The sequence below is a fragment of the Streptomyces canus genome, assembly GCF_030815415.1.
Classification (GTDB): domain Bacteria; phylum Actinomycetota; class Actinomycetes; order Streptomycetales; family Streptomycetaceae; genus Streptomyces; species Streptomyces canus_F.
In genome coordinates, this window is record NZ_JAUSWW010000001.1 from 10100801 (window position 1) to 10123771 (window position 22971).

The window sequence follows — 22971 nt, forward strand, 5'->3', positions numbered from 1 at the left end:
TAGTGGAACCACGCTGGAACTATGGAAGGTGACGTGGTCGAGTACCGGATCGACCGTGGCAGCGGAGTCCCGGCCTACGTGCAGATCGTCGAGCAGACCGAACGGGCGCTCCGGATGGGCACGTTGAAGGTCGGGGACAAGTTGCCCACGGCGAGGGAAGTGGTGGCGCTGACCGCCATCAACCCCAACACCGTGCTGCGGGCCTACCGCGATATGGAGCAGGCCGGCCTGGTCGAACTGCGGCGTGGGCTGGGGACCTTCGTGACGCGGTCGCTCGCACGGCCCGGCGCGGAGGACGACTCGCCCCTGCGCACGGAGCTCACCGACTGGACGGCACGCGCGCGGGCGGCGGGATTAGAACGGGAGGACATCCTCGCCCTGGTCACCGGCGCGCTTGACGCCCACGAGAACGAGCAGCACGAGCACCATGAACCACATGAGCGACACGAGCACACCCCGGACGGCCGGGAGCGGAAAGAGGAGGACGCATGACCGGGCCTGACGCACCGGCCACGCTGCACGCCACGGGACTCGGATTCCGGTACCGAGCGCGAGGCGGCTGGACCCTGCGGGACTGCGAGTTCACCGTGCCCAGCGGCCGCATCACCGCCCTCGTCGGACGCAATGGCGCCGGCAAGAGCACCCTGCTGCACCTGGCCGGCGGCCTGCTGCGTCCCCGCTGGGGTGAGATACGCGTACTGGACGCCGCACCGGGCACGCCCGAAGCCCGCGCCCGGGTCGCTCTGCTCACCCAGGACAAGCCGCTCTACCCCCGCTTCACCGTGGCGGACACCCTGCGGATGGGCGAGAAGCTGAACTCCAGGTGGGACCAGGCGGCCGCCGAGCGGACCGTCCGCGAGGGAGGCATGCCGCTTACCGCCCGGGTCGGCGAGCTGTCCCCCGGGCAGCGGACCCGCGTCGCGCTCGCCCTGGCGCTCGGCAGACGGCCCGAACTGCTGCTGCTTGACGAGCCGATGGCCGACCTCGACCCCGTGGCGCGCGGCGAGATCATGGCGGCGCTGATGGCCGAGGCCGCCGAGCGCGGCACGAGCATCGTGCTGTCCTCGCACGTGCTGCCCGAACTGGAGCAGACCTGCGACTGGGTGCTGCTGCTGCGCAACGGACGCGTCGAGCTGAGCAACGACGTCGACGCGCTGCGCGAGAACCACGCCCTGCTGACCGGCCACGCCGGCCAGGCCGACACCCTGGCCGCACAGCACACCGTTGTACAGCGCCGGACTAGCGGCAGACAGATGACCGCCCTCGTACGACAGCGCGGACCGCTGCGCGGGGACTGGCACGTCGAGCGGCCCAGTCTGGAGAACATCCTGGTCGGCTACCTTCAGGATGGTGACACGGTGCGCTCCGCGGCCGCCGAGCGGACGGAGGCGGTGGCGTGAAGGGGCGACTCTGGAACGGCTGCCTCTGGCTCGCGTGGCGTCAGCAGCGGGTGCTGGTCAGCATCGGCGCGGCCGTTCTGGCCGCGGCCGCGGCGATCGCCGCGTACTCCCGCTCGGGCATGCTGGCCGACCTGCGCAGCGGGATGTTCGACCACTGCCGGCGCGGGCCCATTCACTGCACGCGTCCCGACACCGGTGTGCCCCTGCTGCTGGACATCGAGCCGCTGCAGTACCTCGGGGTGGTGAACATCGCCCTGCCCGTCATCGTCGGAGTCTTCTGGGGTGCCCCGCTGCTGGGCCGCGACCGTGAACTGGGCACGCACCGCATGGTCCTCGCCCAGGGCGTGAGCCGCGGCCAGTGGTTCGCCTCCCGGTTCGCCCTCGCCGCGGCGACCACGGTGGCCCTCTCCGGCCTGCTCGCGTGGCTGTTCGCGTGGTGGTGGCGACCGGCCGCCGACCGGAGCTACGGCCTGTTCTGGTACGAGCCCACGGCTCTGAGCGGCTCGGGTCCGCGTGCCGTCGCAGCTGCCCTCTTCGGCCTGGCGGCCGGCACGCTGCTGGGCCTGCTGGCCCGCCGGGTCCTGCAGGCGATGGGGCTGACGCTCCTGGTGACCGGGGCGACGATCCTTGTGCTGGAGTGGACGCACAGGACCCGCCTGCTGGTCCCGCCGCACACCTACACCAGCGCCGGCAGTATCCCCAAGCCGCCGATGGGCGAGAAATGGTCGGCCGGCCACTACGGCCTGGTCACCGCATCCGGCCGACGGGACGACCTGATGACCTGCCCCTTCCCCTCGGGCGCCCAGCTCAGGGAATGCATGGCCGGGCACGGATACGTCGCCCGCTTCTACGAGGCCAATCCGGCAGGCGACTACTGGACCTTCCAGTGGACCGACACCGCCGTCCTCGGCGGCCTCGCCCTCCTGCTCACGGCCATCACCGTGCTGGTCCTGCGCCGCCGCGTCTGACCACGCCGCACGACCGTATCTGTCCCACCTTCAAATTCCCTGACCCGGGATTCCCCCTTTGTACGGAGGTCGCTTCACCATGCCCGCTGACGCCACGTCACCGAAGAAACTGCGCAACAACCGCGCCGCCCTCACCCACAAGGTCGGCTACGCCCTACGCCACCCCGACCGCGTCATGCCGTACCTGCGCCGGGCCGGCCGGGACGCCTGGCTGCGCCTGGTCCACCCCGACCACGTCGGCTACTACCGGGCCGTGATGGCCTCAGACACCCGCCGCAACCCCGAGGCCGCAGTCGGCAGTCAGACCCACGACCGCTGGCTGGCGCTCGGGCAGATGCAGTTCGACTACCTCGTCGAGCACGGGCTGCGCCCCGAACACCGCATGCTCGACATCGGCTGCGGCAACCTGCGCGGCGGCTGGCGCTTCATCGACCACCTCGACTCCGGCCACTACTACGGCATCGACATCTCGCCCGACATCCTGATAGCCGCCAAGAAGACCCTCGCCGAGCGCCACCTCCAGGACAAGCTGCCACACCTGACCATCACCGGCGACCTCACCCTGGAGTTCCTGCCCAGCGACCACTTCGACGTCATCCACGCCCACAGCGTGTTCTCCCACTCGCCGCTGAACGTCATCGAGGAATGCCTCGCGCACGTGGGCCGCGTGCTGACCGACACCGGATTCTTCGACTTCACCTTCGACCGCACCGAGGGCACCGAACACCAGGTACTACGCGAGGACTTCTACTACCGCACCGAGACCCTCCTGGCCCTGGCCCGCAAGCACGGCCTGCACGCGCGCTTCATGGACGACTGGGAGCAGCGCCCGCACGGTCAGTCGAAGATACGCGTCAGCCGCTCCGCCCTGCCCACCACCTGAGACAGTCGGGATCCGACATGCCACCCCCCCTGATGTCTCCGGGCACCCTGCTCGACCCGCCCAGCGGCACCACGCCCCGGCCACCCGTCGTCCTGCGGCCGTCCGCGCCGCCGCCGCGCATCACACGGCCCGGCCCGAGCCGGGCGCTCACGGCGGCCGTGCCAGCGGGCCTCGTGCTCACCCTCGGCCTCTGGGGGATCACCCGCCAGGACAGCATGTGGCGCGACGAGGCCGCCACCTGGCAGGTCGCCCACCGCAGCCTGCCCGACATCTGGCATCTACTCGGGCACGCAGACGTCGTCCACGGCCTGTACTACGCCCTCATGCACATGATGTTCGAAGTCTTCGGCGACAGCCTCCTGACGCTGCGGACACCCTCCGTCCTTGCCATGGCTGCGGCGGCCTCGATCGCCGCCGACCTCGGCGCCCGGCTCGCGGGCCGATGGAGCGGGCTCGGCGCGGGGCTTGCCCTCGCACTGCTGCCCACCTTCCAGACGTACGCCCAAGAAGGCCGCCCGTACGCGATGGTGACCGCCGCTGTCGCGCTCGCGTCCTGGCTGCTGGTGGCCGCAATGAGCCGCCCGTGCACCGGCACCTGGAGCGCATACGCAGTCGTGGTCCTGCTCGGCGCGCTGCTCAACTGGTTCTCGCTGCTCGTGCTGCCCGCCCACGCCGCCACACTCGCACTCGCCCGGTCCCACCGCGCCACCTGGGCGCGCTGGCTACTCGCCGCGAGCACCGCCGTAGTCGGCGCCCTCCCCCTCGTCCTGGCCAGCCAGGTCCAATCCAGGCAGGTCTCCTGGATACAGCCCACTACCCCCGGCGCGATGTACGCCATCGCAGCCACCATCCTTGCCGGCGGCGGCTGCGCGCTCCTGCGCCGCGCACGCGAACCCGCCGGTCCGATTCCGGCTGCGGCGGGGAAATTGACCCTGGCCGCGGTGGCCGTCCCGCTGTGCGCCGTCCCGCAGGTGATGCTCCTCGTCGTCTCGCTCACCTGGCAGCCCCTCTACGTCGGCCGCTACGTACTGTTCGCCCACATCGGCCTGGCCCTCCTCCTCGGCGCATTGATCGGCGCACTCGCCACGAGCCTTCCCGTCCGTCCCGAAGTTCCACTCGCCGCCGTCACGGCACTCGCGTTCCTCGCCCTGCTCCCCGTGGAACAGCACATACGCAGCCCATCCAGCCGCGTCGACGACGTACTGGCCGCGGCCATCCCGGTGGACGCAGCGCGTGGACAGGGCGGCGCGGTCGTCTTCATTCCTTCGGCCCGACGCGACACCGCCCTGGTCACTCCGGGCGCGTTCCATGGACTGCGCGACATTGCGCTCGCCCAGAGCCCCGTCGAGTCCGGAACCCTGCATGGAATCGAGACCGACCCCGACACCACAGCACGCGCAATGCTGCGCGAACGGCACATCATCCTCATCAGCGACGCGGAGACCGGCCTCGCCCACAACGCCCGCGACCGCGCCAAACAGCGCGTCCTGCACGAACACTTCGCCAGGCTCACCACCACGATCCGACGTGGCCGCAGCATCACCCTCTACGAACGCAACGCCCCCCGCGTCACGACCAGCCCGCCGCCCACAGATCGTGAACCGATCCGCGGTTGGCCAGGTGCTCCCCGATGAGCACCATCGCCTCGCCCACGCCCCACACCTGGTCCTGGCGCGGGGCAAGGTGCCCCATGGCCCGCCGGTAGGACCGCAGCGCGGCGAGCTCGGTAGGCGTTGATGGCTGACTCGTGGCAAGTCGCCTGGGCATAGACCCCGGACTCGGAGAAGACGACGGCGTAGTCATTGCCGCTTCCGTCCTTCATCGAGGCCAACTCCTCAGACGGCGCCCACTGCGTGTCATACGAGTGGTACCGAAATTCCCACTCCGGGCTCAGGACGGCACCCAGCATCGCCATTGCCTTCGAGCGGGCACGGATGATCTCGGGGGCAGGCAGCTGCGCGATCACTTCATAGACGGTCACAGGGCGATACGAGCGGAAGCCACTGACACAGCCCCAAGCGCCCCCGACACGCCACGGTGCTCTCGATTCTCGGCGACATTCCCCACCTACGCAGCCAACCGGGTGGTGGCGATCTCGGATGCGGAGTTGCGGGAGCTGCCGCTGCCGACGGCGAAGGCCATCGAGATCCAGGCGTTCGTGCCGTTGGAGTCGATCGATCCGATCCGTATCGCGGAGGGCTACTACCTGGTGCCGGACGGGCAGGTGGCGGCGAAGCCGTACAGGCTGCTCCTGCAGGCGCTGGGCAGGTCGTCGAAGGTGGCGATCGCCAAGTACGCCTGGTCGGGCCGGGAGCGCCTGGGACTGCTGCGGGTACGCGGTGAGGCGATCGTGCTGCATGCGATGCGATGCGGTGGCCGGACGAGGTCCGGGATCCGGCTGGCGTCGCGCGCCGCACGAGACGGTGTCGGAGGAGGAGATCGAGGGGGCGCTCGCCCTCATCGACCGCATGACCCGGGAGGACCTCGAGGGCCCTGAGTTCACCGACACTTAGAGCGACCGAGGATAGGCCCGAGGGTTGCGGAAGCCCGGGGATCCCATGGCGATGGAAATGCTCTACTGGTTCTCGCCTGTCATGTCGGACGATCTTCTCTGCGCTATCAGTGCTGGCGCACCCCGTCGATGACGAGTGTCAGCAGGCGGTCGGTTTCGGCCGCGCCGTCACTGTCGTGTTCGGTCGCCAGCGCGATGGCTCCGACGAGTGTGAGCAGCTGGATGATGGTGACCTGGGGGCGCATGGCGTGTGCCTGGTGAGCGCGCGCGAGTAGTTCGCTGCCGGCGTTCACGATGAGCGTGTGGCAGGTGTCCCCGAGCGTCGGATCGCCGGCGCCAGGCATCAGGGCTGCCCCCAGGCCCTTGTTGGTTACGGCGTGTGCCCCGACGGCGTGGAGCCAGGTGACGAGCGCGGCCCCCGGATCGGGCTCGGTCGCGAGGTCGCGTGCCTTGGCGCAGAGGGTCTCCACCCGGTCTTTGAAGACGGCCTCCAGCAGCGCCTGCCGGGAGGGGAAGTGCCGGTGCAGTGTGGCTGAGCCGACCCCGGCATGGCGCGCGATCTCCTCCAAAGAGGCTTCAACGCCGTGCTGGGCGATGGCGGCCCCGGCGGCGGCCAGGATCCGTTCGTAGTTGCGCCGCGCGTCGGCGCGCATGGGACGCCTGGGCGAGGACGGCACGGTGGCGTCTTGGGACACAAGAGCTCCTGACGGCTTGCTAACCGGGGTGGTCCTCCATATTGTATCGAGCATTAACTGGAGGGCCACCCCACTTACTGGGGTGGCCCTCCCCGGTGCGTGCGAGATCCAGGAGAAACAGTGGAGTTGACGGACAAGACCATCGTGGTGACGGGCGCGACGGGCCTGCAGGGCCGGGCAGTGACTAGGCATCTACTCGACGGCGGCTGGCAGGTGCGCGCCCTCACACGCAATCCGGACGGCGCGCCGGCCAGGGCCCTGGTGAGCGCCGGCGCGCAGATCGTACGCGCGGAGATGGAGGACATCTCCTCTCTCGTCGACGCTGCCGAAGGCGCCTACGGGTTGTTCAGCGTCCAGCCCACGGTGGGTTCCCCCGGCACGGCGGTGGACTTCTCCGCCGAGGACGAGGTTCGCTGGGGAATGAACATCGCCGAGGCCGCCCAAACCGCCGGCATCAAGCACCTCGTCTTCAGTTCGGTCGCCGGCACGGACCGCCATGACAGTGAGATGTTGCCGCAGAACCTGATCAGCAAGTGGCGCATCGAACAGCACCTTGCGAAGCTCGGCCTGCCCGCCACGATTCTGCGGCCGGTGTCCTTCATGGAGAACTACACCGGTCAATACGCCCTGCAAGGCGGCAACCTGGTCTCAGGTATCGCACCCGACGTCACGCTGCAGATCACGGCTGTGGACGACGTCGGCTTCGTTACCGCCCTGGCCTTCTCCCGGCCCCAGGAGTGGGTCGGGCGAGCCATGGCCTTGGCTGGCGACGAACTGACTCCGGTCCAGATCGCAGCGCACATCGAGACGGCCATCGGACGCCCGCTGCCGTACGCCCAGATCCCGATAGAAACGATCCGCTCCGTCAACGAGCAGTTCGCGTTCGCCCACGAGTGGCTGAACGAACGCGGTTACCGCGCCGACATCACCGCCACACGGCGGATCCACCCCGCCGCGATGGACTTCCGCACCTGGCTGGAGCGAACGGGCGCAGCCCAGATCACGGCATTCCTCAACGCCCAGGATGCACAGGGACAGGACGCGTGAGCGGTCAGACGCCCCACCTTGGGCGTATCGGCATCTGGGCCGGCGAACTCGACGACTGCTCGGCCGCCAGCGTCCGCGAGACCGTGACCACGATCGAGGAGCTCGGCTTCGGCACCTTGTGGTTCCCCGAGACGGCGGGGCGGGAAGCGATGGCGCAGGCCGGGATCCTGCTGTCGCAGACCCGCCGGATGGTGGTGGCAGCCGGCAGCACGGACATCTACGCGCGTGACGCGGTGACGACCGCCGCCGCACAGCGCACCCTTGAGGAGGCATTCCCTGCACGCTTCCTGCTCGGCCTGTGGGACAGCCACCCCAGCCTCGCCGAAGACATCCGCGGCCACCGCTTCGGCCCTCCACTGCCCACCATGTGCGCCTACCTCGACGCGCTGGACACTGCCCCCTTCGGGCCGCCGGCCACGGCAGCCTCGCCCCACCGGGTGCTCGCGGCCTTGGACCCCGGCATGCTCGCACTCGCCGCCGAACGGACCTGGGGCGCAAACTCGTTGGGTATGCCGGTCGAACACACCCGCAACGCCAGAGCCGCCCTCGGACCCACCGGGCTCCTGGCCGTCACCCAGCTGTGCGTGATGGGCCCGGACCGCTCGCACACCGCCGCAATGGCTCGCACCACGGCAGCAGCTGCCCTGCCCAACCGCCGCGGCCTGCTACCAGACCTGGGGTACGAGAACGTGGACTCGCTCGACGACCGACTCGTCGACGCGCTCGTGGCCCACGGCGCCGCCGAGGACATCGCCCGCCGCGTCCATGAGCACCTTGACGCCGGGGCCGACCACGTCAGCCTCCACCTCCTCACCACCACACCCCACACACCGCCCACACAGCAGTGGAAGCAACTCGCAGCACACCTGCTGCCCTGACCCGGCCCGGGAACAGGGCGAACAGGCGCGGCTCTACTGTCCTGGCCGCCCTGTTCGCCGACCAAGCCGAGGAGATGCCTTGCCCTCCGTGCCGTGATCTCTCTTTGAGCCTCTCTGGCAACAGTTCTCGGCTCTCCTGCCTGAGCGACCCGAGTTCGACCCCGCACATCCGCTGGGCTGCCACCGTCGGCGCGTTCCAGACAGGATGGTGTTCGGACTGGTTGTCGAAGCACTGGTACACGGCTCCGGATACGAACGAGTCGCCACCGCCGACTGCTCGGACTGGACAATCCGCAACGGGCTCAGAGAGTGGAGCAACCTGGGGCTGGCACACAAACTGCACCCCATCGCGCTGACCGCGTACGACAAGATGATCGGCCTGGAACTGTCCGAGCTGTCCGTCGACGGCTGTCACACCAAGGCCCCGTGCAAGGGCGACGAGGCAGGGCCGTCGCCAGTCGACCGGGCCAAGCAAGGGCTCAAGCGTTCCACCCTGCTCGACGGCGGCGGGATACCGCTCGGCCTCGCCTCAGCCGGCGCCAACCGGCGCGACTCGGTGCTGCTCGAACCGACCATCGAAGCCGCCAAGCACCAGGTCGGGAACCTGCCCACCAATGCCACCGTGCATCTCGATTCGGCCCACGACGGCAAGCCCAGCCGCCGCATCCTCGACGACCACGGCCTCATTGGCGAGATCGCCCGCAAGGGCGTGCCCGCTTCGATCAAAGTCGGCATGCGCTGGGTGGTTGAGCGCACCCAATCCTGGATGAACGGCTACGGCAAGATCTGCCGCTGCTTCGAACGCGATGGCCGAGTAGTCGACTTCTACCTCTACCTCGCCGCCGCGTTCGTCACCGTGCGCGCCTTAATTCGACGTGCAAGAAAGCTCTACCGGTGGCCGAGCCTGCACGTCGCCTGAGATGACGCCTAACCTCGGTCGCCCTTAGGCCAGGAGGATCTCGACAGAGATCGCCGCTGCCAGCACAACATAAACGGCGCACGCAGCATAATTCAGCACAGCTGTCGCTTTTGTTGAGCCGGTGAGTCGCGTATGAAAAAATCCCGACAACACTCCAATGCACCCGTAAAGAATTATCTCCATCAGGACGTTGATTGCACCGAGAAGGGTCATCTGAAATTCAGGGTTCTCTGCACTCCCTATGAACTGCGGGAGCACCGCGAGGTAAAAAAGAATTATTTTCGGATTCGTCACGCTGACTAACACTCCTCGCAGATACCACCTACCTGCCGCGATATCGCTGTGCCCGCTGATCGCGCGACGCGCACTTCGCATTGTCACGTACGCCAACCACAGCAGATACGCTGCACCCAATATTCTCACGGCGTCAAGCACCGATGGGTGCGATCGGGCGATCTCCCCCATCCCGGCAACAGCGGCGGCGGCATAGACACTCATGCCTGTTCCTATACCGAGGATGGCTCTCAGCGCGGACAGGCGGCCACCTTCAAGACCCACTGCGAGCATGTAGGCCATATCAGGCCCGGGCGGAGCGAGAAAGAGCAGGATCACCGCAATGTAGCTCGGCAGTACCGCTAAATCCACCATCGTCAACTACCTCCGGCTCTGGCGTGGCGTACCAGGAGCCCCTCGACGCCGACAGTGATCGATCCGCCCCGAGTCGCCCCAGCAGGCGGCCGGAAACCTGCTTCGGACCTCGGAGAACCCTATGAGATCGCCGAGTCGACGCAGAACCACCTAAGACGGTTCTAGCATGGTTGCGCTTCAGGTGGCAACCGGCTAAGGTGGTTCTGTGGCTACTGTTTACTTCCCTGATTTTCGCCTGGGTAAAGTACTGGCGACCAGCTTCACGGGAACCCTGTCAGAGCGTTACGGTGAAACCCTGGAGCGAATTCCCGTACCCTCCCGCCTCGCAGACTGGTTGGCAGTCAATGAACTCACGGCCGACTCCTGCACCCAGTCCCAGCTCGACCGGGCTCGAGAGCTAAGGGAATCAATTCATAAAGCTGCCACCGCCGTTGCAAGCCACAAACCGCTTCCCTCTTCAGCCGTCCAAGTCATCAATGACTGCAGTATTCAGGGTCTGGCCTCGGCGATCTTGACGTCCGAGGGCGGCCGGAAATGGCGGCTAAGCTCTTCTTCCGTAGAAGATGCGCTCAGCGTGATCGCCGCCGATGCGATCAGTCTCCTTGCGGGAGAGCGAGAGGGAAAGATCTCCTTGTGTGCATCACCCACATGCCGAGCCGCCTTCTTGGACACCAGTCGAGGCGGCACACGGAAATGGTGCGACATGAATACGTGTGGAAATCGTGAGAAGAAGGCACGCTTCCTCGCCAACAAGCGCAAATAGCTGGAGCCTCGCCGACTGATCATTTCCATGCGTTCACCGGTATCGCCTGTCCCCTTGTCCGCTGGCGCATGCTTGCCAAATGAGACGACCTCAAAGTAGAGAGCGCAGGCCAGTTCGCAGAGGACAGCGACCTTGACGGACGGGTTCCCCTGACGATGTAGACGGTGTCTTCTCGTTTGCGGCGGGCAGGTGAGATCGCCAGCAGCGGTGCGAGATGGTTCAGAATCCCGGTCCGCGGCCGAAACCTGCAGGTGGTCATCGATGCCAAAAGTCGCCTGGTGGTGGCCATCGGCGATCCGCTGCCCGGCAGTCGCAACGACTGCCGGGCTTTCAGCGAGTCTGGAGTCGACTGGGTCTGCCGCGGTGTCCTTACCATCGCGGATGGCGGCTACCAGGGCACCGGGCTGCTCATTCCGCACCGAAAACGTCGTGGTCGAGAGCATCTGAGTCTTGCGCAGGAAGCGGAGAACTCGGTCCACCGTCGCGCTCGGGCATGCGTCGAGCACGCTCGTCCCGGCTGAAGAACTGGAAGATTCTGCGGGACTGCCGACTCGAGGGCAACGGGTTCACCAGGCCGCACTCGGCATCGCCCGCCTCCACAACATGGCTCTCACGGGATAACTCAAACCCCATACGGGACAACCTCTAGCACCTCCAGAGGGAGCAGCCCCGGGCGCCTTCGGCCGTACCGCCGTTGAGGATGATGGCGAACCCGGTAGCGACCGCTTCCGCGTGGTGGGCGCAAGGCTTCCGCGCGGAGGCCTTGCACCCTGCCGCGGAAACGCGCCTGGGCTCGGGCGCCAGCCCTCGGGCAAGGGCCCTTGGCCGGAGTGGGGTGGTGGTCGCGGGGCGAGGGGCGCGGTCAGCGTTGTGCTTGGCGGTGTTGGTGCCAGGCGGTGGCGGCGTGTTGCATGGGGTTGGCCCAGTGAGATCGTTTCATCTTGAACTCGCAGGTCGCGTCTCTGGCGTGGGTGGAGATTGACTCGCTCGTGCTGATCTAGGACGTGATCATTAGCAGGTGATCGTCTGTCACGGGCCGGTTCGCGGGTTCTGGGGTGGTCCGCTTGAGGCGTCTCGTAGGTTCCGCAACGGGAGGGAGGCGCATGGTGGACGTGCTGACGTGGACGATCGAGCGGCGGATGCGACTGACTGAGCGGGCCGAGCTGCTGCGCAAGGAGCTGGCGGAGGATGACGCCGAGCTGGGCCGGCTGGAGGCGGCCGAGGTGGTGTTCGGGCAGTGGGCCGAGGCGACGTACGGGGGAGGGCGGCCGTCGGGCATCGTGGAGCCGGAGCGCGTCGCGGCTGGGCCGGGTGCGGGCGGGATGCGGTTGGTGCCGGACCGTGTCGAGGGGATGGGGCTGGCGTCCCTGACCTTGGAGTATCAGCGGATCATGGAGATCGTGGCCGGGGCCGATGATCCGGTGATGGCCAACGACGTCGCGATGGCACTGGGCCGGGAACTCACACCGGGCAAGGTCGAGCCCGTCCGCGGTCAGCTGCGCAAACTCGCCGACCGGGGCTGGCTGAAGTGGACCGGATCGGGGCGCTACCTGCCGCGCTGACCGGCGAGGAGGCAGCGGACCGGCCGGTTCCCGCCGTAACGCGAGGGCCCCCGGCGGGAGTTGGTTCGCGTGTGAAGACTCACCGCCCCGTCGAGGTCACTCGCGATGCTGTCTACCAGGTTCGGCTCCCCGTGTCGAAGCGGACCATCGAACTCGTCGCCGGCCTGATACGCGGGCGGCGCAAACAGCTCGGCACCCGCTGGCACAAGGCCACCCCGGGGACCCAGGCGATCATCGTGCTCGCCGTGCTCCGTCACGACCAGCGGCTTCTCGACATGGCCGGCGGCAACGCCGTCTCCGCCTCCACCGTGCGCCGCTGGGTCCTGGAAGTCCTCGGCCTGCTCGCCGCCCGGGCCCCGCGTCTGGACCGTGCCCTGAAGAAGATCGCCCGTCGGGGCGGTGCGGTGGTCCTGCTGGACGGCACCCTCGTGCGCGCCCGCCGCCGCACCGGGACGGACAACCGCAAGAACTACAGCGGGAAACACAAGGCCCATGGCCTGCTCTTCCTCGCGCTGACCGACAGAAGGGAAACCTGATCTGGATCCCTTCCGCACGCCGCGGCCGGGCCAGCGAGATCACCGCCGCCCGCCACGACCACATCACCAGGCATCTACGCGAGGCCGGCCTCGGCGCCCTGGCCGACCTCGGCTTCGTCGGCCTCGACGACGACCCCGACGATGCTCCGGTCATCATCACCGGCCGCAAGGCGACCCGCTCCCACCGCCTCACCGACGCCGAGAAGGAGGCGAACCGGCTGGTCAGCCGCGAACGCGCCGCCGTCGAGCACGGCTTCGCGAACCTGAAGACCTGGCGCATTCTGACCAAGGTCCGGATGAACGTCCATCACGCCACCACGCTGCTACGAGCCCTGCTCGTACTGGCGAACCGCGAAGTCCAGCGGCGACAGACGTTCACCCGACGGCAATCACTCCGCCTGCCAGCACGAGGACCGCATCACGGACTCACACCAGTACCACGACCTGCGAGTTCACGATGAAACGATCTCAATGCGAGAGCGTTCCGACGCTGCCACCTACAGCGTTCCGATCAAGCGCAAGAAGATCGTTCCCACGAAGACGACGGTCCCGGCCAAGCCGTTTCGCCCGGAACCTGCTCTGGCCGAAGCGCACTACGAGGCGGCCCTCGAAGTGCTGCGAAACCAGCGAAACGCGCTGGAGCGGGCTCCGGGCACGAGCGCCAAGATGGGAGAGGAGAGATCCGGAATCTTCTTCTCATCGGACTGAACAGCCACTTCGAGGGCCAAGCTGCCGGCGAGGTCTTCAACAACACCGGCAAGACGGACATCCTCATCCGCGTACTGGACACGCTGCGTATCAAGTTCGGACGTATTGATAGTTCCGAAGCGCCGAACACGGCGAATGACCGAGCGGATCAGCTCGCGATATCCGCGGCACGGGCGGACGGGTTGTCCTTGCGAAAACCATTGGTGCCCGGCTTGCTCCTCCGATGGACTGACGTCCCGCCGTGAGTCTGCTGTGTGACGGAGGTAGTGGTTGTGACGGAATATGACGTGCTTGCCGAGGTGTACGAATGGCTCATCTCGGATGCAAAGTTGCCTCCCGCCGAGTTCGCTGCGTCGTTCGATGATGTCCTCAGTCTCCTGCCGTCGAACGCTCACGTCCTCGACTGTTCGTGCGGAACCGGACAGTTGGCGGTTGGCCTCGCCGGTCGTGGCATGCAGGTTGTCGCAACTGACGCCAGCGAAGCGATGGTTCGCCGGACTGCAGAGCTGTCTGAGGAGTTCGGGGCCTCCGTCCGGGCCGTGCGGGCGAACTGGGAAGAGTTGCCCGATCATTTCGAGGACGACACGTTCGACATGGTGTTCTGCGTTGGCAACTCGCTTCACCATGCCGCGGGCGCGACAGGCAGGGGTGCTGCTCTGGAGTCGATGTCACGGCTTCTGCGCCCTGGCGGGCGCTTGGTGCTCACATCCCGCACTTGGGAACTCGTGAGGGCCAGAGGTTCCCGGCTGGACATCAGGGACCGACTCGTCCGACGAAACGGTCGCGATGCCGTCGTGGTCTACCGCTGGGAGATTGCGCCGCATTGGGAGGAGGAGCACCACATCGAGATTGCGATCGCCCAAGTTGATGCGACTGGGCTGGTTCTTGTCCGCTCGGAACTGCTGTCCTGCTGGCCCTACCGGTACGAGGAACTCGAAGTCGAGCTGCACCGGGTCGGACTCCGGACGGAAGTGAGCACGTTCGATCTTGAGGCCGAGAACTACATGGTGGTCGCGAGCAAGGTATAAACACCGGACTCTCAGTCCCTGGCCGGACCGCGCGGTTGCTCGCAGGACGCTTGCGCCCTCTCATCGGTGCGGGTTCAGGCGGTCAACGCTACGCCGCAAACGGCGGTCAAGCTGCGTGCATTACGGCGAGCGGACACGGCGGCCCGCGTAGCGCGCCCAGGGTTCTGCAGCCTTCTCGGCATGCAGGAACGTGACTTGGTGGCTGTACCCGAGGGCATCGGGACGGCAGGCTCCTCATCGAGCCGGATCTGCCCGGAGGCCGTCTCGGCGGCGGACATGGCCCGGCGGGCCCCCGCGTGGTCTCCTGCGGGCGAATGCCTTGGCCTGCATGGCGTGCAGGTCGCAGGCGAGGGCAGGGCTGATCGCTGCACCGGCGGTGCGCAGGCCAGCCTCAGCAAAAGCGACGGCCTGGCGATACTCGCCCATGAAGAGCGAATGGTTGACCAGGAGCGCTATCACGTACCCGCCGAACGCGCGGTCGCCGTCAATGCGGTCGACGACCTCGGTAACCGCAGTGCTCCGTGTGGAGCTGCACCGTGCGGTCGGCGGGCTGGTCGCAGTCGCGGCCCCCCTGTGGCCATGACGCCGTTCGGCGATTCTCGAAGTGCCGCGTGACCCGGTCCTTGATTCCCTGTCTCGCCTTTCGGTCAGCACATCAGTTTCGTCCTGTACGCACTGAGCTTGCTGGAGGGGGGTGAGTAACAGCGAGGGGCCGATCGTCGTATCCGGCCGGGGGCTCCCCACGCTGGCGGGACATTCCGTACGGCCCGGCATAGGCCTGTCCGTCCAGCCGGCACCGTGCACGCCGCCATGGCCGCGTCGATGCGGGGAAACCGTAGGGGCATGAAAGTGATGCCCCCGCGGCACCTCGTGCCTCCGACGTTGTTGCTGCTGCTGGCGCTGCCGTTCGCGGGCTCCTGCGGCGGCGGTGGCACTGACGTCTCCCGAGCCGACAACGCACTGCGTGCGGCGGCGTCCGGGGGCGAAGTGCTGATCAGTACCGACAACGGACTGCGGCTGCGCCCGGCCGGCGGCGACCACATCAGCGTGGACGACCGGATCGACGGGCACTGGTCCCACCACGGCGACCGCTGGACCCTGGACCTGGACTGTGCCGACCACGACGACCATGGCTGTCCACGGATGCCGTACGTCGAGATCCCCGACGATGCGAAGGTCACTGTCACTGCCCGCAATGCCGGCGTCGACGTGGTGGACGTCGCCGCCGCGCTGGACGTCACGACCGTCAACGGCGATGTGACGGTGACCCACTCCGGTCAGGAGCACGCTCCGTTGCGGCTGTCCACCCGCAACGGGTCGGTGCGCGCGGCATCGATCGAGGCCGGCCGGCTGCACGCGAGCACCGTCAACGGCGATGTCGTGATGCAGTGCGCTGATGCACCCGCGAGTGTGACCGCGAGGACCGTCAACGGCTCGGTCGATGTCACCGTCCCTCACGATGCCCCGGCCTACCGCGTCATCATGAGCACTGACAACGGGCGCACCACGACCGATGTCCACACTCAGGATGCCGACCGACGACGCCTGATGACCCTGACCACGGTCAATGGTGACGTCACGGCCCGCCGGGACTGAGGTGTGACGAGCTGTCAGTTTCACGTGAAACGCCCTGACGTGGTGTTTTAAAGTGACTGTCGACCGTTTTCCGCGACTCAGGGACCTGTGAGGGACACGCGAACCATGTCCACCGAAACGTTTGACTTTCAGGTAGAGGCCCGTCAGCTCCTCCAGCTGATGATCCATTCGGTCTACTCGAACAAGGACGTCTTCTTGCGGGAGCTCGTCTCCAATGCCTCGGACGCGCTCGACAAGCTGCGCCTGGCCGCCCTGCGCGACGACGGTCTCGACGTGGACCTGTCCGACCTGCACATCCAGATCGATGCGGACCCGAAGGCCCGTACGCTTACCGTGCGGGACAACGGCATCGGGATGTCGTACGACGAGGTCGGCACATTGATCGGCACCATTGCCAACTCCGGCACGGCCGCCCTCCTCAAGGAACTGGAGGACGCCCAGGACGAGGCCGGCGCGGAGGGGCTGATCGGCAGGTTCGGCATCGGGTTCTACGCCGGATTCATGGTGGCTGACGAGATGACTTTGGTGACCCGGCGCCTCGGCGAGAGCAGCGGCACGCGCTGGTCGTCCCGCGGCGAGGGCACCTACTCGCTGGAGAAGGTCGAGGAAGCGCCCCAGGGCACGTCCGTGACCCTCCATCTCAAGCCCGCCGACGCCGAGAACCAGCTGCACGACTACACCTCCACCTGGAAGATCAGGGAGATCGTCAAGCGGTACTCGGACTTCATCACCTGGCCGATCCGCCTCGTCCCCCAGGCCGGCGATGGCGCGGAGACGGCCGAGCCGGAGACACTGAACTCGCGTAAGGCCCTGTGGGCACGCTCTCGCGAGGAGGTCTCGGCGGATGAGTACCACGAGTTGTACAAGCACGTCAGCCACGACTGGCGCGACCCTCTGGAGACGATCCGGCTCCAGGCCGAGGGCACCTTCGAGTACCAGTCGCTGCTGTTCCTCCCGGCCCACGCCCCGCACGACCTGTTCACCCGGGACTTCCGGCGCGGTCTCCAGCTTTACGTCCGACGCGTGCTGATCATGGACGACTGCGAGGCGCTGCTGCCGCCGTACCTGCGCTTCGTCAAGGGCGTCGTCGACGCGCAGGACCTGTCGCTCAACGTCTCCCGGGAGATCCTCCAGCAGGACCGCCATATCAGGATGATCCAGCGACGGCTGACCAAGAAGGTCCTGTCGTCGGTCAAGGAGATGAAGGCCCGCGACCCCGAGAAGTACGCCACGTTCTGGCGTGAGTTCGGCGCCGTGCTGAAGGAGGGACTGCTCGGCGACCCGGACAACCGCGACGCCATCCTCGCGGTCGCGTCCTTCGTCAGCACCCATGAGGCACATGAGCCGACGACGCTCCAGCAGTATGTGGAGCGGATGAAGGACGGCCAGCAGCACATCTACTACCTGACCGGCGAATCCCGGCAGAGCATCGAGAACTCCCCGCACATGGAGGTGTTCAAGGCCCGAGACGTCGAGGTCCTGCTGCTGACCGACCCCGTCGACGATGTGTGGGTCGACGCCGTGGGCGAATTCGAGGGCAAGCAACTGCGATCCGTCGCCAAGGGCGAGATCGACCTCGACGTCCAGGGCGGCGAGCAGGAGGACAGTGCAGGGGATGAGCAGGACGAGAGCTACGCCGGCCTGCTGGAGTGGATGAAGGAGCAACTGGGGGAGGAGGTCAAGGATGTCCGGCTGTCGACACGCCTGACCGTGTCACCGGCGTGTGTCGTCTCCGACGCCCATGACCTCACTCCAGCGCTGGAGAACATGTACCGGGCGATGGGCCAGGAGGTGCCGGTCACCAAGCGGATTCTCGAACTCAACCCCGCTCACGCGCTCGTCCGTGGCCTGCGGCAGGCCTACGCGGAACAGGAGGACCGGGCGGAGCTCGCCGAGACCGCCCAACTCCTGCACGGACTTGCCGTCCTCGCTGAAGGCGGACAGCCCAAGGAGCCCGCGCGGTTCGTGAAGTTGGTGGCGGAACGGCTGGAACGCACGCTCCGCTGAGCCGGGAGGTCGTCGACGCGGCACGGCGGTTGTATTCCCGGCCGCCGGGGGCCGGGCCACCGTTGTGGAGGAGCCATGGGGGCTCCTCCACATGCCCGGTGTTGCCGCGCCGGGTGTCATTCGGGGCGGTGGCCTGAGATCTGCGCGTCGGGGATGCCGGCCGGGGCGGGTGTGTTGAAGCCGACGTGGGAGTGAAGGGCACAGTGTCCCCGGGCCTCGTCCATCGCCTGCGGGGACGATCGTCTGGCTGAAGCCCCGCAGAGCGTTTCGCCGCGTAGGCGACCGCCCTTCACCCCCATGATTCTTCGCCGAGAGCGGCGAGCGTCGGGAATGCGACACCGATCGACGCTGTTGAAGAAGTCATCTGACATGTCCGGGTCAAGCGGCTCGGGTGGCGGCGGAAGGAGCACCTCATGGCACGCAGCACCACACGCCCCGTCGTCAAGCTGAGGTCGACGGCCGGTACCGGAGTCACCTACGTGACCCGCAAGAACCGTCTGAACGATCCCGACCGAATGGTCCTGCGCAAGTACGACCCGCAGGTCGGCGCGCACGTCCTCTTCCGAGAAGAACGCTGACACCCCTCTTCGCGGCTCCCCGTCGGCAGCATCAGAAAGGCCACCCCATGAGGCACGGCATCCACCCCGAATCCCGCCCGGTCGTCTTCCGTGACCGTGCGGCAGGCTTCCACCTGCTCACCCGCTCCACCATCCACGCGGAGCGCACGGTCCAATGGGAGGACGGCGGCACGTACCCGGTCGTCGACGTCGAGATCTCGTCGGCGAGCCACCCGTTCTACACCGGCACCTCACGGGTCGTGGACACCGCGGGCCGCGTGGAGCGCTTCCAAAGGCGCTACGGCGCCACCGCTCCCGTCCGCGCCTGACGGCGGACCTCGTTCGATCCCCCGGGAGGAGACGGCTATGAAGGTGCGAAAGTCCCTGCGCTCGTTGAAGGCCAAGCCCGGCGCCCAGGTGGTACGCCGACGGGGCGTCACCTTCGTGCTCAACAAGAAGGACCCGCGCTTCAAGGCCCGCCAGGGCTGACGGCCTGAGCCACGACCTCGATCCGCCCGGCACCGCAACCGCGATACCGGCTGTTCCCCTCTGCCGGTGGCAGGGGACAGGGGCGGCACTCGGCTCGTGGGCGCCACGGGCGGATGCGTCACGCGGTGCCGACGGGTCGAGGTGTGCCGTGGAAGACCTGACTGGTGTGCCAGACGCGGTGGGCGTCCGCGACCGGGCGGGTGCCCGGCTGCGGGCCGAGGAGCGGACGGCCCGCGAGCGCTATGACGTGTTCCCGGACAGCGGGACTGTGACCGACGAAGCGCTGCGAGACCAGGATGCGTTGGCCGTCGCCGACCCCGAGCACACCCTTGTCGAAGAGTTTGTGGTGCAACGAGCACAGGCACAGCCCGTTGTCGACCTCGTCCGGACCGTCGAAAGCCCACCAGCGCACGTGCGCGGCCTCCAGCCCGACCGGGACCGCGCCGATCCGGCCGTCGTAGCCGCAGAAAGCGCACCGGTACTCGTACGCGGTCAGCACCAGATCGCGCATCCGCCGACTGCGCTGCCGACGTATGTCTGAGGGCCGTCCGGTCTCCGCCGGTTCCAGTGTGAGCCCGACGGCCTCGCACAGGTCGATGTGGAGTCTCCTGGAGGCGTCGGGGGCATTCAGTGCCGGCCGGCGGCCCGTGGCCGTGCCAGACGCCGGCTCATCCGCGTGACCATCGACCACCGGATCATCGCCTCGCTGGTGGCGGGCAGGGTCTCGTAGTCCTGGGCCAGACGGCGGGAGTTCATCAGCCACGCGGATGGGTCGGCCGCGCGGTGAGGTACCTGCCGTGGCAGGTCCTGTTCCGCGCGGCCTCCCGCCGAACCGGACGTGACGGTTTCCCGTCATCCGGCTCTCCAGTGACTACAGCGTGAGCGGTTCAGGCTGCTCGCGCAGGACACACAGCGCCGTTGCGGCGATCTGCATTTCGCATACCTCCCGGGTCTGGTGTGTCCGAGTCACCTGGCCCCCTTCGCCCTGTGGACGGCTTTCCCGTCCTCCCCGGCCGGTCGTTAATCCGGCGACTACTACGGGGCCTCCGTCGCCCTGGAACTCGCGTCCCGTAGGCGATCCCACGTTCGTCTCTGTCCGTACGTTCTAGCCTCGGGCTTTCACGAACTGGGCGGTCCGCGACTTGATCACAGCTGGGAGAAGTACTCCTGACCAGCGGCATCGGGACTTGTCGAGGGTCCGGTTGGGTGCGAGGAGAGGAGCACCCTCAGGTGAAGCGGGCGTACGATCTTGCCCCGAGCACTCCCCGGTCGCCGTCGCGTGTCCGTCTATGCTCGCAGTGATGAGGTCGCCCGCACGGTAAAGAACGGGACCCGGGGTGCGGTCAGGGTCGTTTGCCTCATCACCATCGCGTGATGGACTCCGCGTAGCCAACTTCGCGGAGTCTCCTGAGCAGTTGTCCGACGGCTGGTCAGAAGAGCGGAAAATGCCCCTGACCAGCGAGAATGAGGATTATCTAGGCCCTCGTTCCCGCGCCCGTCGGAGGCACTTTCCAGGTGAGTAAGCGTATCGGGTTGTACCCGCGTGTCCGCGTCGAGGGCGGTGGCCTCGGGACGGTCTCGCAGGCCGGGGCGGTGCTGCTGGTCGAGACGGTCCGCACGTCCGGCCTGGACACCGCGATATCGGCGGCAATGGCGCCGTGGCGCAAGCCGCGAACGGTGCACGATCCGGGCAAGATCCTGCTGGATGTGGCCCTGGCCGTCGCGCTCGGCGGGGACTGCCTGGCCGACGTCGGCATGCTGCGGGCCGAGCCCGACGTGTTCGGCCCGGTGGCCTCCGATCCGACGGTCTCCCGTCTCGTCGGCGCTCTCGCCGCAGCCGGCCCGAAGGCTCTCACCGCGATCCGGTCGGCGCGGGCAGAAGTACGGTCGCGGGTCTGGGAGTTGGCCGGTGCGGACAGTCCGGCCGCCGACGGCCAGGTGACCGTGGACATCGACGGCGTACTGGTCCTGGCGCACTCTGAGAAGCAGGATGCCACCGCGACCTGGAAGAAGACCTTCGGCCATCACCCGCTGGTGGCGTTCGTCGACCACGGCCAGGCCGGGTCCGGAGAGCCGGTGGCTGCCCTGAAGGGGCAACCGGCGTCGAAGGGCTACCGCGAGGCGAAGAGACTGCGGGCGAAGGCATACAAGAAAATCGCCAGGCAGCGGGAGGACGCCGGCCGTAAGTGGGCCAAGAAGGTGGTCCGCGACCACGACGCCATCGCAGTCGAGGACTTCCGCCCGAGGTTTCTTGCCAGGAACGGGGATGGCTGCGCTGATCACCTCGGGTGAGAGAAAATGGGGTGGGTGCCCCGGTCACGCCGATGGCTCTGCGATGCCGGTGAGCTCGTTTGTCCAGGATGGCAATGGGGGTCGCGCTGGGGACCACGGTTTGTTGCCAAGGCAGTGATCCGCTGCCGGGAGCACGCGTGTCAGATTCCGCTTCTTTCCCTGATCCCTCCGGGGTTCCCGCCAGGTTTTCGCTACGGGTGTTCAGGAGCGGGCGATGAGTCGGCAGGACGTGAAGGACGAGGTCATCCATCTGCGGTCCGCGGGAGTGGACCTGGGCAAGCGGTTCCTGCTCGCCTGCGTGCGAACGCCCAGTACGACTCGGGCGGGAACATGGAGCCTGGAGACCGAACGGTTCGGCACCACCCGGTCCGAACTACGTCGGCTCCTGGCCTGGCTGGTGGAACGCCAGGTCGACGTGGTGGTCATGGAAGCAACGGCCGACTACTGGCGCGGGGTCTACTACCTGCTACAGCCGCAGCTGAACCTGATGCTGGTCAATCCCTCTCACCTGAAGGGGATCAGGGGCCGCAAGAGCGATCCGAGCGACGCCGCGTTCCTGGCCCGGGCCGGCGCGTCGGGAATGGTGATGGCGTCCTTCGTCCCCGGCCGCATGGTGCGGGAACTGCGTGACCTGACCCGGCGCCGCACCGAACTCCTGCGTTCTGCGGGTCGGGAGATCCAGCGGCTGGAGAAGGAGCTGGAGGACACCGGGATGAAGCTCACCTCCGTGCTGACCGATGTGGCCGGGAAGACCGGACGGACGATCCTGGCAGCCCTGGTCGCCGGTGAACGCGACCGTGAACGCCTTGCGGATCTTGCCGTCGGCAAGGCCCGTGCCAAGATCCCCGCCCTGATCGAGGCACTGGACGGCGACTTCACCGACCACCACGCCTTCATGGTCCAGCACTACCTGGACGAGGCGGACCGGTTCAAGGAGACGGTCGCTGTCTTCGACACCCGTATCGCCACCCTGCTTAGCGAGCACGAGCACGACCTGGACCTCCTGGACACTGTTCCCGGCATCGGGCGCATGGCGGCAGAGATCGTCTTCGCCGAAACCGGCGGAGACATGAGCCAGTTCGCCACGGCCCATCACCTCGCCTCCTGGATCGGGGTCTGCCCGGGGCAGAACGAGTCGGCAGGGGTGAACAAGTCCGGCCGGACCCGGCACGGCAACACCAATCTCAAACGCGTGCTCGGAGTCGCCGCGCTGGCCGCCATCAGAAGCAGGGACACCTATCTCGCCGTGTTCTTCCGCCGGATCTCGGCACGGCGAGGTGGCAAACGGGCACTGGTCGCGGTCATGCACAAGATCGCCATCGCTGTCTGGCACGTGCTCCACGACCACGTCCCCTACCTCGAACTGGGCGCGGACTATTTCACCCGCCGCGATCCAGCACGCGCCATGCGCCGCATGCTGAAGGAAGCCAACACTCTCGGCCTGACCATCCGCTTCGAACCCGTCGCCACGGCCTGACCACCG

General features: G+C 67.5%; 22 protein-coding genes and 7 pseudogenes. 23 read left to right on the forward strand and 6 right to left on the reverse strand.

The genetic code is table 11. The features are described 5' to 3' along the window. Positions 1-21 precede the first annotated feature (21 nt). The 6 genes and pseudogenes from QF037_RS47185 to QF037_RS47210 all read left to right on the forward strand — a co-directional run. Positions 22-492 carry a GntR family transcriptional regulator gene (locus tag QF037_RS47185; protein ID WP_307036324.1) on the forward strand — a complete coding sequence of 157 codons (471 nt, stop codon included), beginning with the start codon at positions 22-24 and terminating at the stop codon, positions 490-492. After that, positions 489-1400, forward strand: coding sequence for an ATP-binding cassette domain-containing protein (locus QF037_RS47190; RefSeq protein WP_307036326.1), 912 nt, complete (start codon positions 489-491; stop codon positions 1398-1400). Before QF037_RS47185 ends, QF037_RS47190 begins: the two co-directional genes overlap by 4 nt. Then, a complete protein-coding gene (locus QF037_RS47195; protein WP_307036328.1) occupies positions 1397-2368 on the forward strand; it encodes a transporter in 972 nt (323 codons plus the stop codon). Before QF037_RS47190 ends, QF037_RS47195 begins: the two co-directional genes overlap by 4 nt. 79 nt (positions 2369-2447) lie before the next feature. Next, positions 2448-3251 (forward strand): class I SAM-dependent methyltransferase, encoded by an 804-nt coding sequence (locus tag QF037_RS47200; protein ID WP_307036330.1) that lies wholly within the window; start codon positions 2448-2450, stop codon positions 3249-3251. Positions 3252-3268: 17 nt separating this feature from the next. Continuing rightward, a complete protein-coding gene (locus QF037_RS47205) occupies positions 3269-4885 on the forward strand; it encodes a glycosyltransferase family 39 protein (protein WP_307036332.1) in 1617 nt (538 codons plus the stop codon). A 452-nt stretch (positions 4886-5337) separates the two neighbouring features. Next, a pseudogene (locus QF037_RS47210) lies at positions 5338-5758 on the forward strand (Ku protein); the annotation flags it as partial. Between the two features lie 112 nt (positions 5759-5870). Here the strand turns inward: QF037_RS47210 and QF037_RS47215 are convergent. Beyond that, positions 5871-6416, reverse strand: a complete 546-nt coding sequence (locus tag QF037_RS47215) for a TetR/AcrR family transcriptional regulator (protein ID WP_307036335.1) — start codon at positions 6414-6416, stop codon at positions 5871-5873. 168 nt (positions 6417-6584) lie between these two features. Between QF037_RS47215 and QF037_RS47220 the strand changes: the two genes are divergently transcribed. The 3 genes and pseudogenes from QF037_RS47220 to QF037_RS47230 all read left to right on the forward strand — a co-directional run bounded on the left by QF037_RS47220 (position 6585) and on the right by QF037_RS47230 (position 9302). After that, the gene (locus QF037_RS47220) at positions 6585-7505 is read left to right on the forward strand and encodes an NmrA/HSCARG family protein (RefSeq protein ID WP_307036337.1); all 921 of its coding nucleotides are present in this window, start codon (positions 6585-6587) and stop codon (positions 7503-7505) included. After that, the gene (locus QF037_RS47225; protein ID WP_307036339.1) at positions 7502-8383 is read left to right on the forward strand and encodes a TIGR03620 family F420-dependent LLM class oxidoreductase; all 882 of its coding nucleotides are present in this window, start codon (positions 7502-7504) and stop codon (positions 8381-8383) included. Before QF037_RS47220 ends, QF037_RS47225 begins: the two co-directional genes overlap by 4 nt. A 79-nt stretch (positions 8384-8462) precedes the next feature. Then, positions 8463-9302, forward strand: a pseudogene (locus tag QF037_RS47230) (IS5 family transposase). 24 nt (positions 9303-9326) lie between these two features. On the opposite strand, the gene QF037_RS47235 reads toward QF037_RS47230, so the two are convergent. Beyond that, the gene (locus QF037_RS47235; protein ID WP_307036341.1) at positions 9327-9950 is read right to left on the reverse strand and encodes a LysE family translocator; all 624 of its coding nucleotides are present in this window, start codon (positions 9948-9950) and stop codon (positions 9327-9329) included. Between the two features lie 205 nt (positions 9951-10155). Between QF037_RS47235 and QF037_RS47240 the strand changes: the two genes are divergently transcribed. Next, complete coding sequence (locus QF037_RS47240) at positions 10156-10713, forward strand: CGNR zinc finger domain-containing protein (protein WP_307036344.1); 558 nt, start codon at positions 10156-10158, stop codon at positions 10711-10713. 142 nt (positions 10714-10855) lie between these two features. Here the strand turns inward: QF037_RS47240 and QF037_RS51240 are convergent. Beyond that, positions 10856-10939 (reverse strand): annotated as a pseudogene (locus QF037_RS51240) (IS5/IS1182 family transposase); the annotation flags it as partial. Between the two features lie 16 nt (positions 10940-10955). On the opposite strand from QF037_RS51240, the pseudogene QF037_RS47245 reads away from it, so the two are divergent. From QF037_RS47245 to QF037_RS47270, 6 genes and pseudogenes are all read left to right on the forward strand, one after another. Continuing rightward, positions 10956-11334 (forward strand): annotated as a pseudogene (locus tag QF037_RS47245) (transposase family protein); the annotation flags it as partial. Between the two features lie 482 nt (positions 11335-11816). Then, positions 11817-12275 (forward strand): hypothetical protein, encoded by a 459-nt coding sequence (locus tag QF037_RS47250; protein ID WP_307036346.1) that lies wholly within the window; start codon positions 11817-11819, stop codon positions 12273-12275. Between the two features lie 131 nt (positions 12276-12406). Then, complete coding sequence (locus QF037_RS47255) at positions 12407-12811, forward strand: hypothetical protein (protein ID WP_307036347.1); 405 nt, start codon at positions 12407-12409, stop codon at positions 12809-12811. Between the two features lie 38 nt (positions 12812-12849). Beyond that, positions 12850-13272, forward strand: a complete 423-nt coding sequence (locus QF037_RS47260; protein WP_307037759.1) for a transposase family protein — start codon at positions 12850-12852, stop codon at positions 13270-13272. Between the two features lie 10 nt (positions 13273-13282). After that, the gene (locus tag QF037_RS47265; protein ID WP_307036349.1) at positions 13283-13519 is read left to right on the forward strand and encodes a hypothetical protein; all 237 of its coding nucleotides are present in this window, start codon (positions 13283-13285) and stop codon (positions 13517-13519) included. A gap of 272 nt (positions 13520-13791) precedes the next feature. Further along, on the forward strand, positions 13792-14547 hold the full coding sequence (locus tag QF037_RS47270) for a class I SAM-dependent methyltransferase (protein WP_307037761.1): 756 nt from the start codon (positions 13792-13794) through the stop codon (positions 14545-14547). 227 nt (positions 14548-14774) lie between these two features. Here the strand turns inward: QF037_RS47270 and QF037_RS47275 are convergent. After that, positions 14775-15039 (reverse strand): annotated as a pseudogene (locus tag QF037_RS47275) (transcriptional regulator); the annotation flags it as partial. A gap of 351 nt (positions 15040-15390) precedes the next feature. Here QF037_RS47275 and QF037_RS47280 point away from each other — a divergent pair. From QF037_RS47280 to ykgO, 5 genes are all read left to right on the forward strand, one after another. After that, positions 15391-16143, forward strand: a complete 753-nt coding sequence (locus tag QF037_RS47280) for a DUF4097 family beta strand repeat-containing protein (protein ID WP_307036351.1) — start codon at positions 15391-15393, stop codon at positions 16141-16143. A gap of 105 nt (positions 16144-16248) precedes the next feature. Further along, entirely contained in the window at positions 16249-18150 is a 1902-nt protein-coding gene (gene htpG, locus QF037_RS47285) for a molecular chaperone HtpG (protein ID WP_307036352.1), read from the forward strand. A gap of 413 nt (positions 18151-18563) precedes the next feature. Then, positions 18564-18728, forward strand: coding sequence for a 50S ribosomal protein L33 (gene rpmG, locus QF037_RS47290; protein ID WP_307035728.1), 165 nt, complete (start codon positions 18564-18566; stop codon positions 18726-18728). A 47-nt stretch (positions 18729-18775) separates the two neighbouring features. Then, on the forward strand, positions 18776-19036 hold the full coding sequence (locus QF037_RS47295) for a type B 50S ribosomal protein L31 (RefSeq protein ID WP_307036353.1): 261 nt from the start codon (positions 18776-18778) through the stop codon (positions 19034-19036). Positions 19037-19073: 37 nt separating this feature from the next. Next, entirely contained in the window at positions 19074-19196 is a 123-nt protein-coding gene (gene ykgO, locus QF037_RS47300; RefSeq protein WP_046258531.1) for a type B 50S ribosomal protein L36, read from the forward strand. A 118-nt stretch (positions 19197-19314) separates the two neighbouring features. Here the strand turns inward: ykgO and QF037_RS47305 are convergent. Both QF037_RS47305 and QF037_RS47310 read right to left on the reverse strand, forming a co-directional pair. Further along, positions 19315-19800, reverse strand: a pseudogene (locus tag QF037_RS47305) (phosphorothioated DNA-binding restriction endonuclease); the annotation flags it as partial. 23 nt (positions 19801-19823) lie between these two features. After that, complete coding sequence (locus tag QF037_RS47310) at positions 19824-19952, reverse strand: hypothetical protein (RefSeq protein ID WP_373464008.1); 129 nt, start codon at positions 19950-19952, stop codon at positions 19824-19826. A 759-nt stretch (positions 19953-20711) separates the two neighbouring features. Between QF037_RS47310 and QF037_RS47315 the strand changes: the two are divergent. Together QF037_RS47315 and QF037_RS47320 are read left to right on the forward strand one after the other, a co-directional pair. Continuing rightward, positions 20712-21291: pseudogene (locus QF037_RS47315) on the forward strand (transposase); the annotation flags it as partial. A gap of 411 nt (positions 21292-21702) precedes the next feature. Then, positions 21703-22965 (forward strand): IS110 family transposase, encoded by a 1263-nt coding sequence (locus tag QF037_RS47320; protein ID WP_307020561.1) that lies wholly within the window; start codon positions 21703-21705, stop codon positions 22963-22965. Positions 22966-22971: the final 6 nt, after the last annotated feature.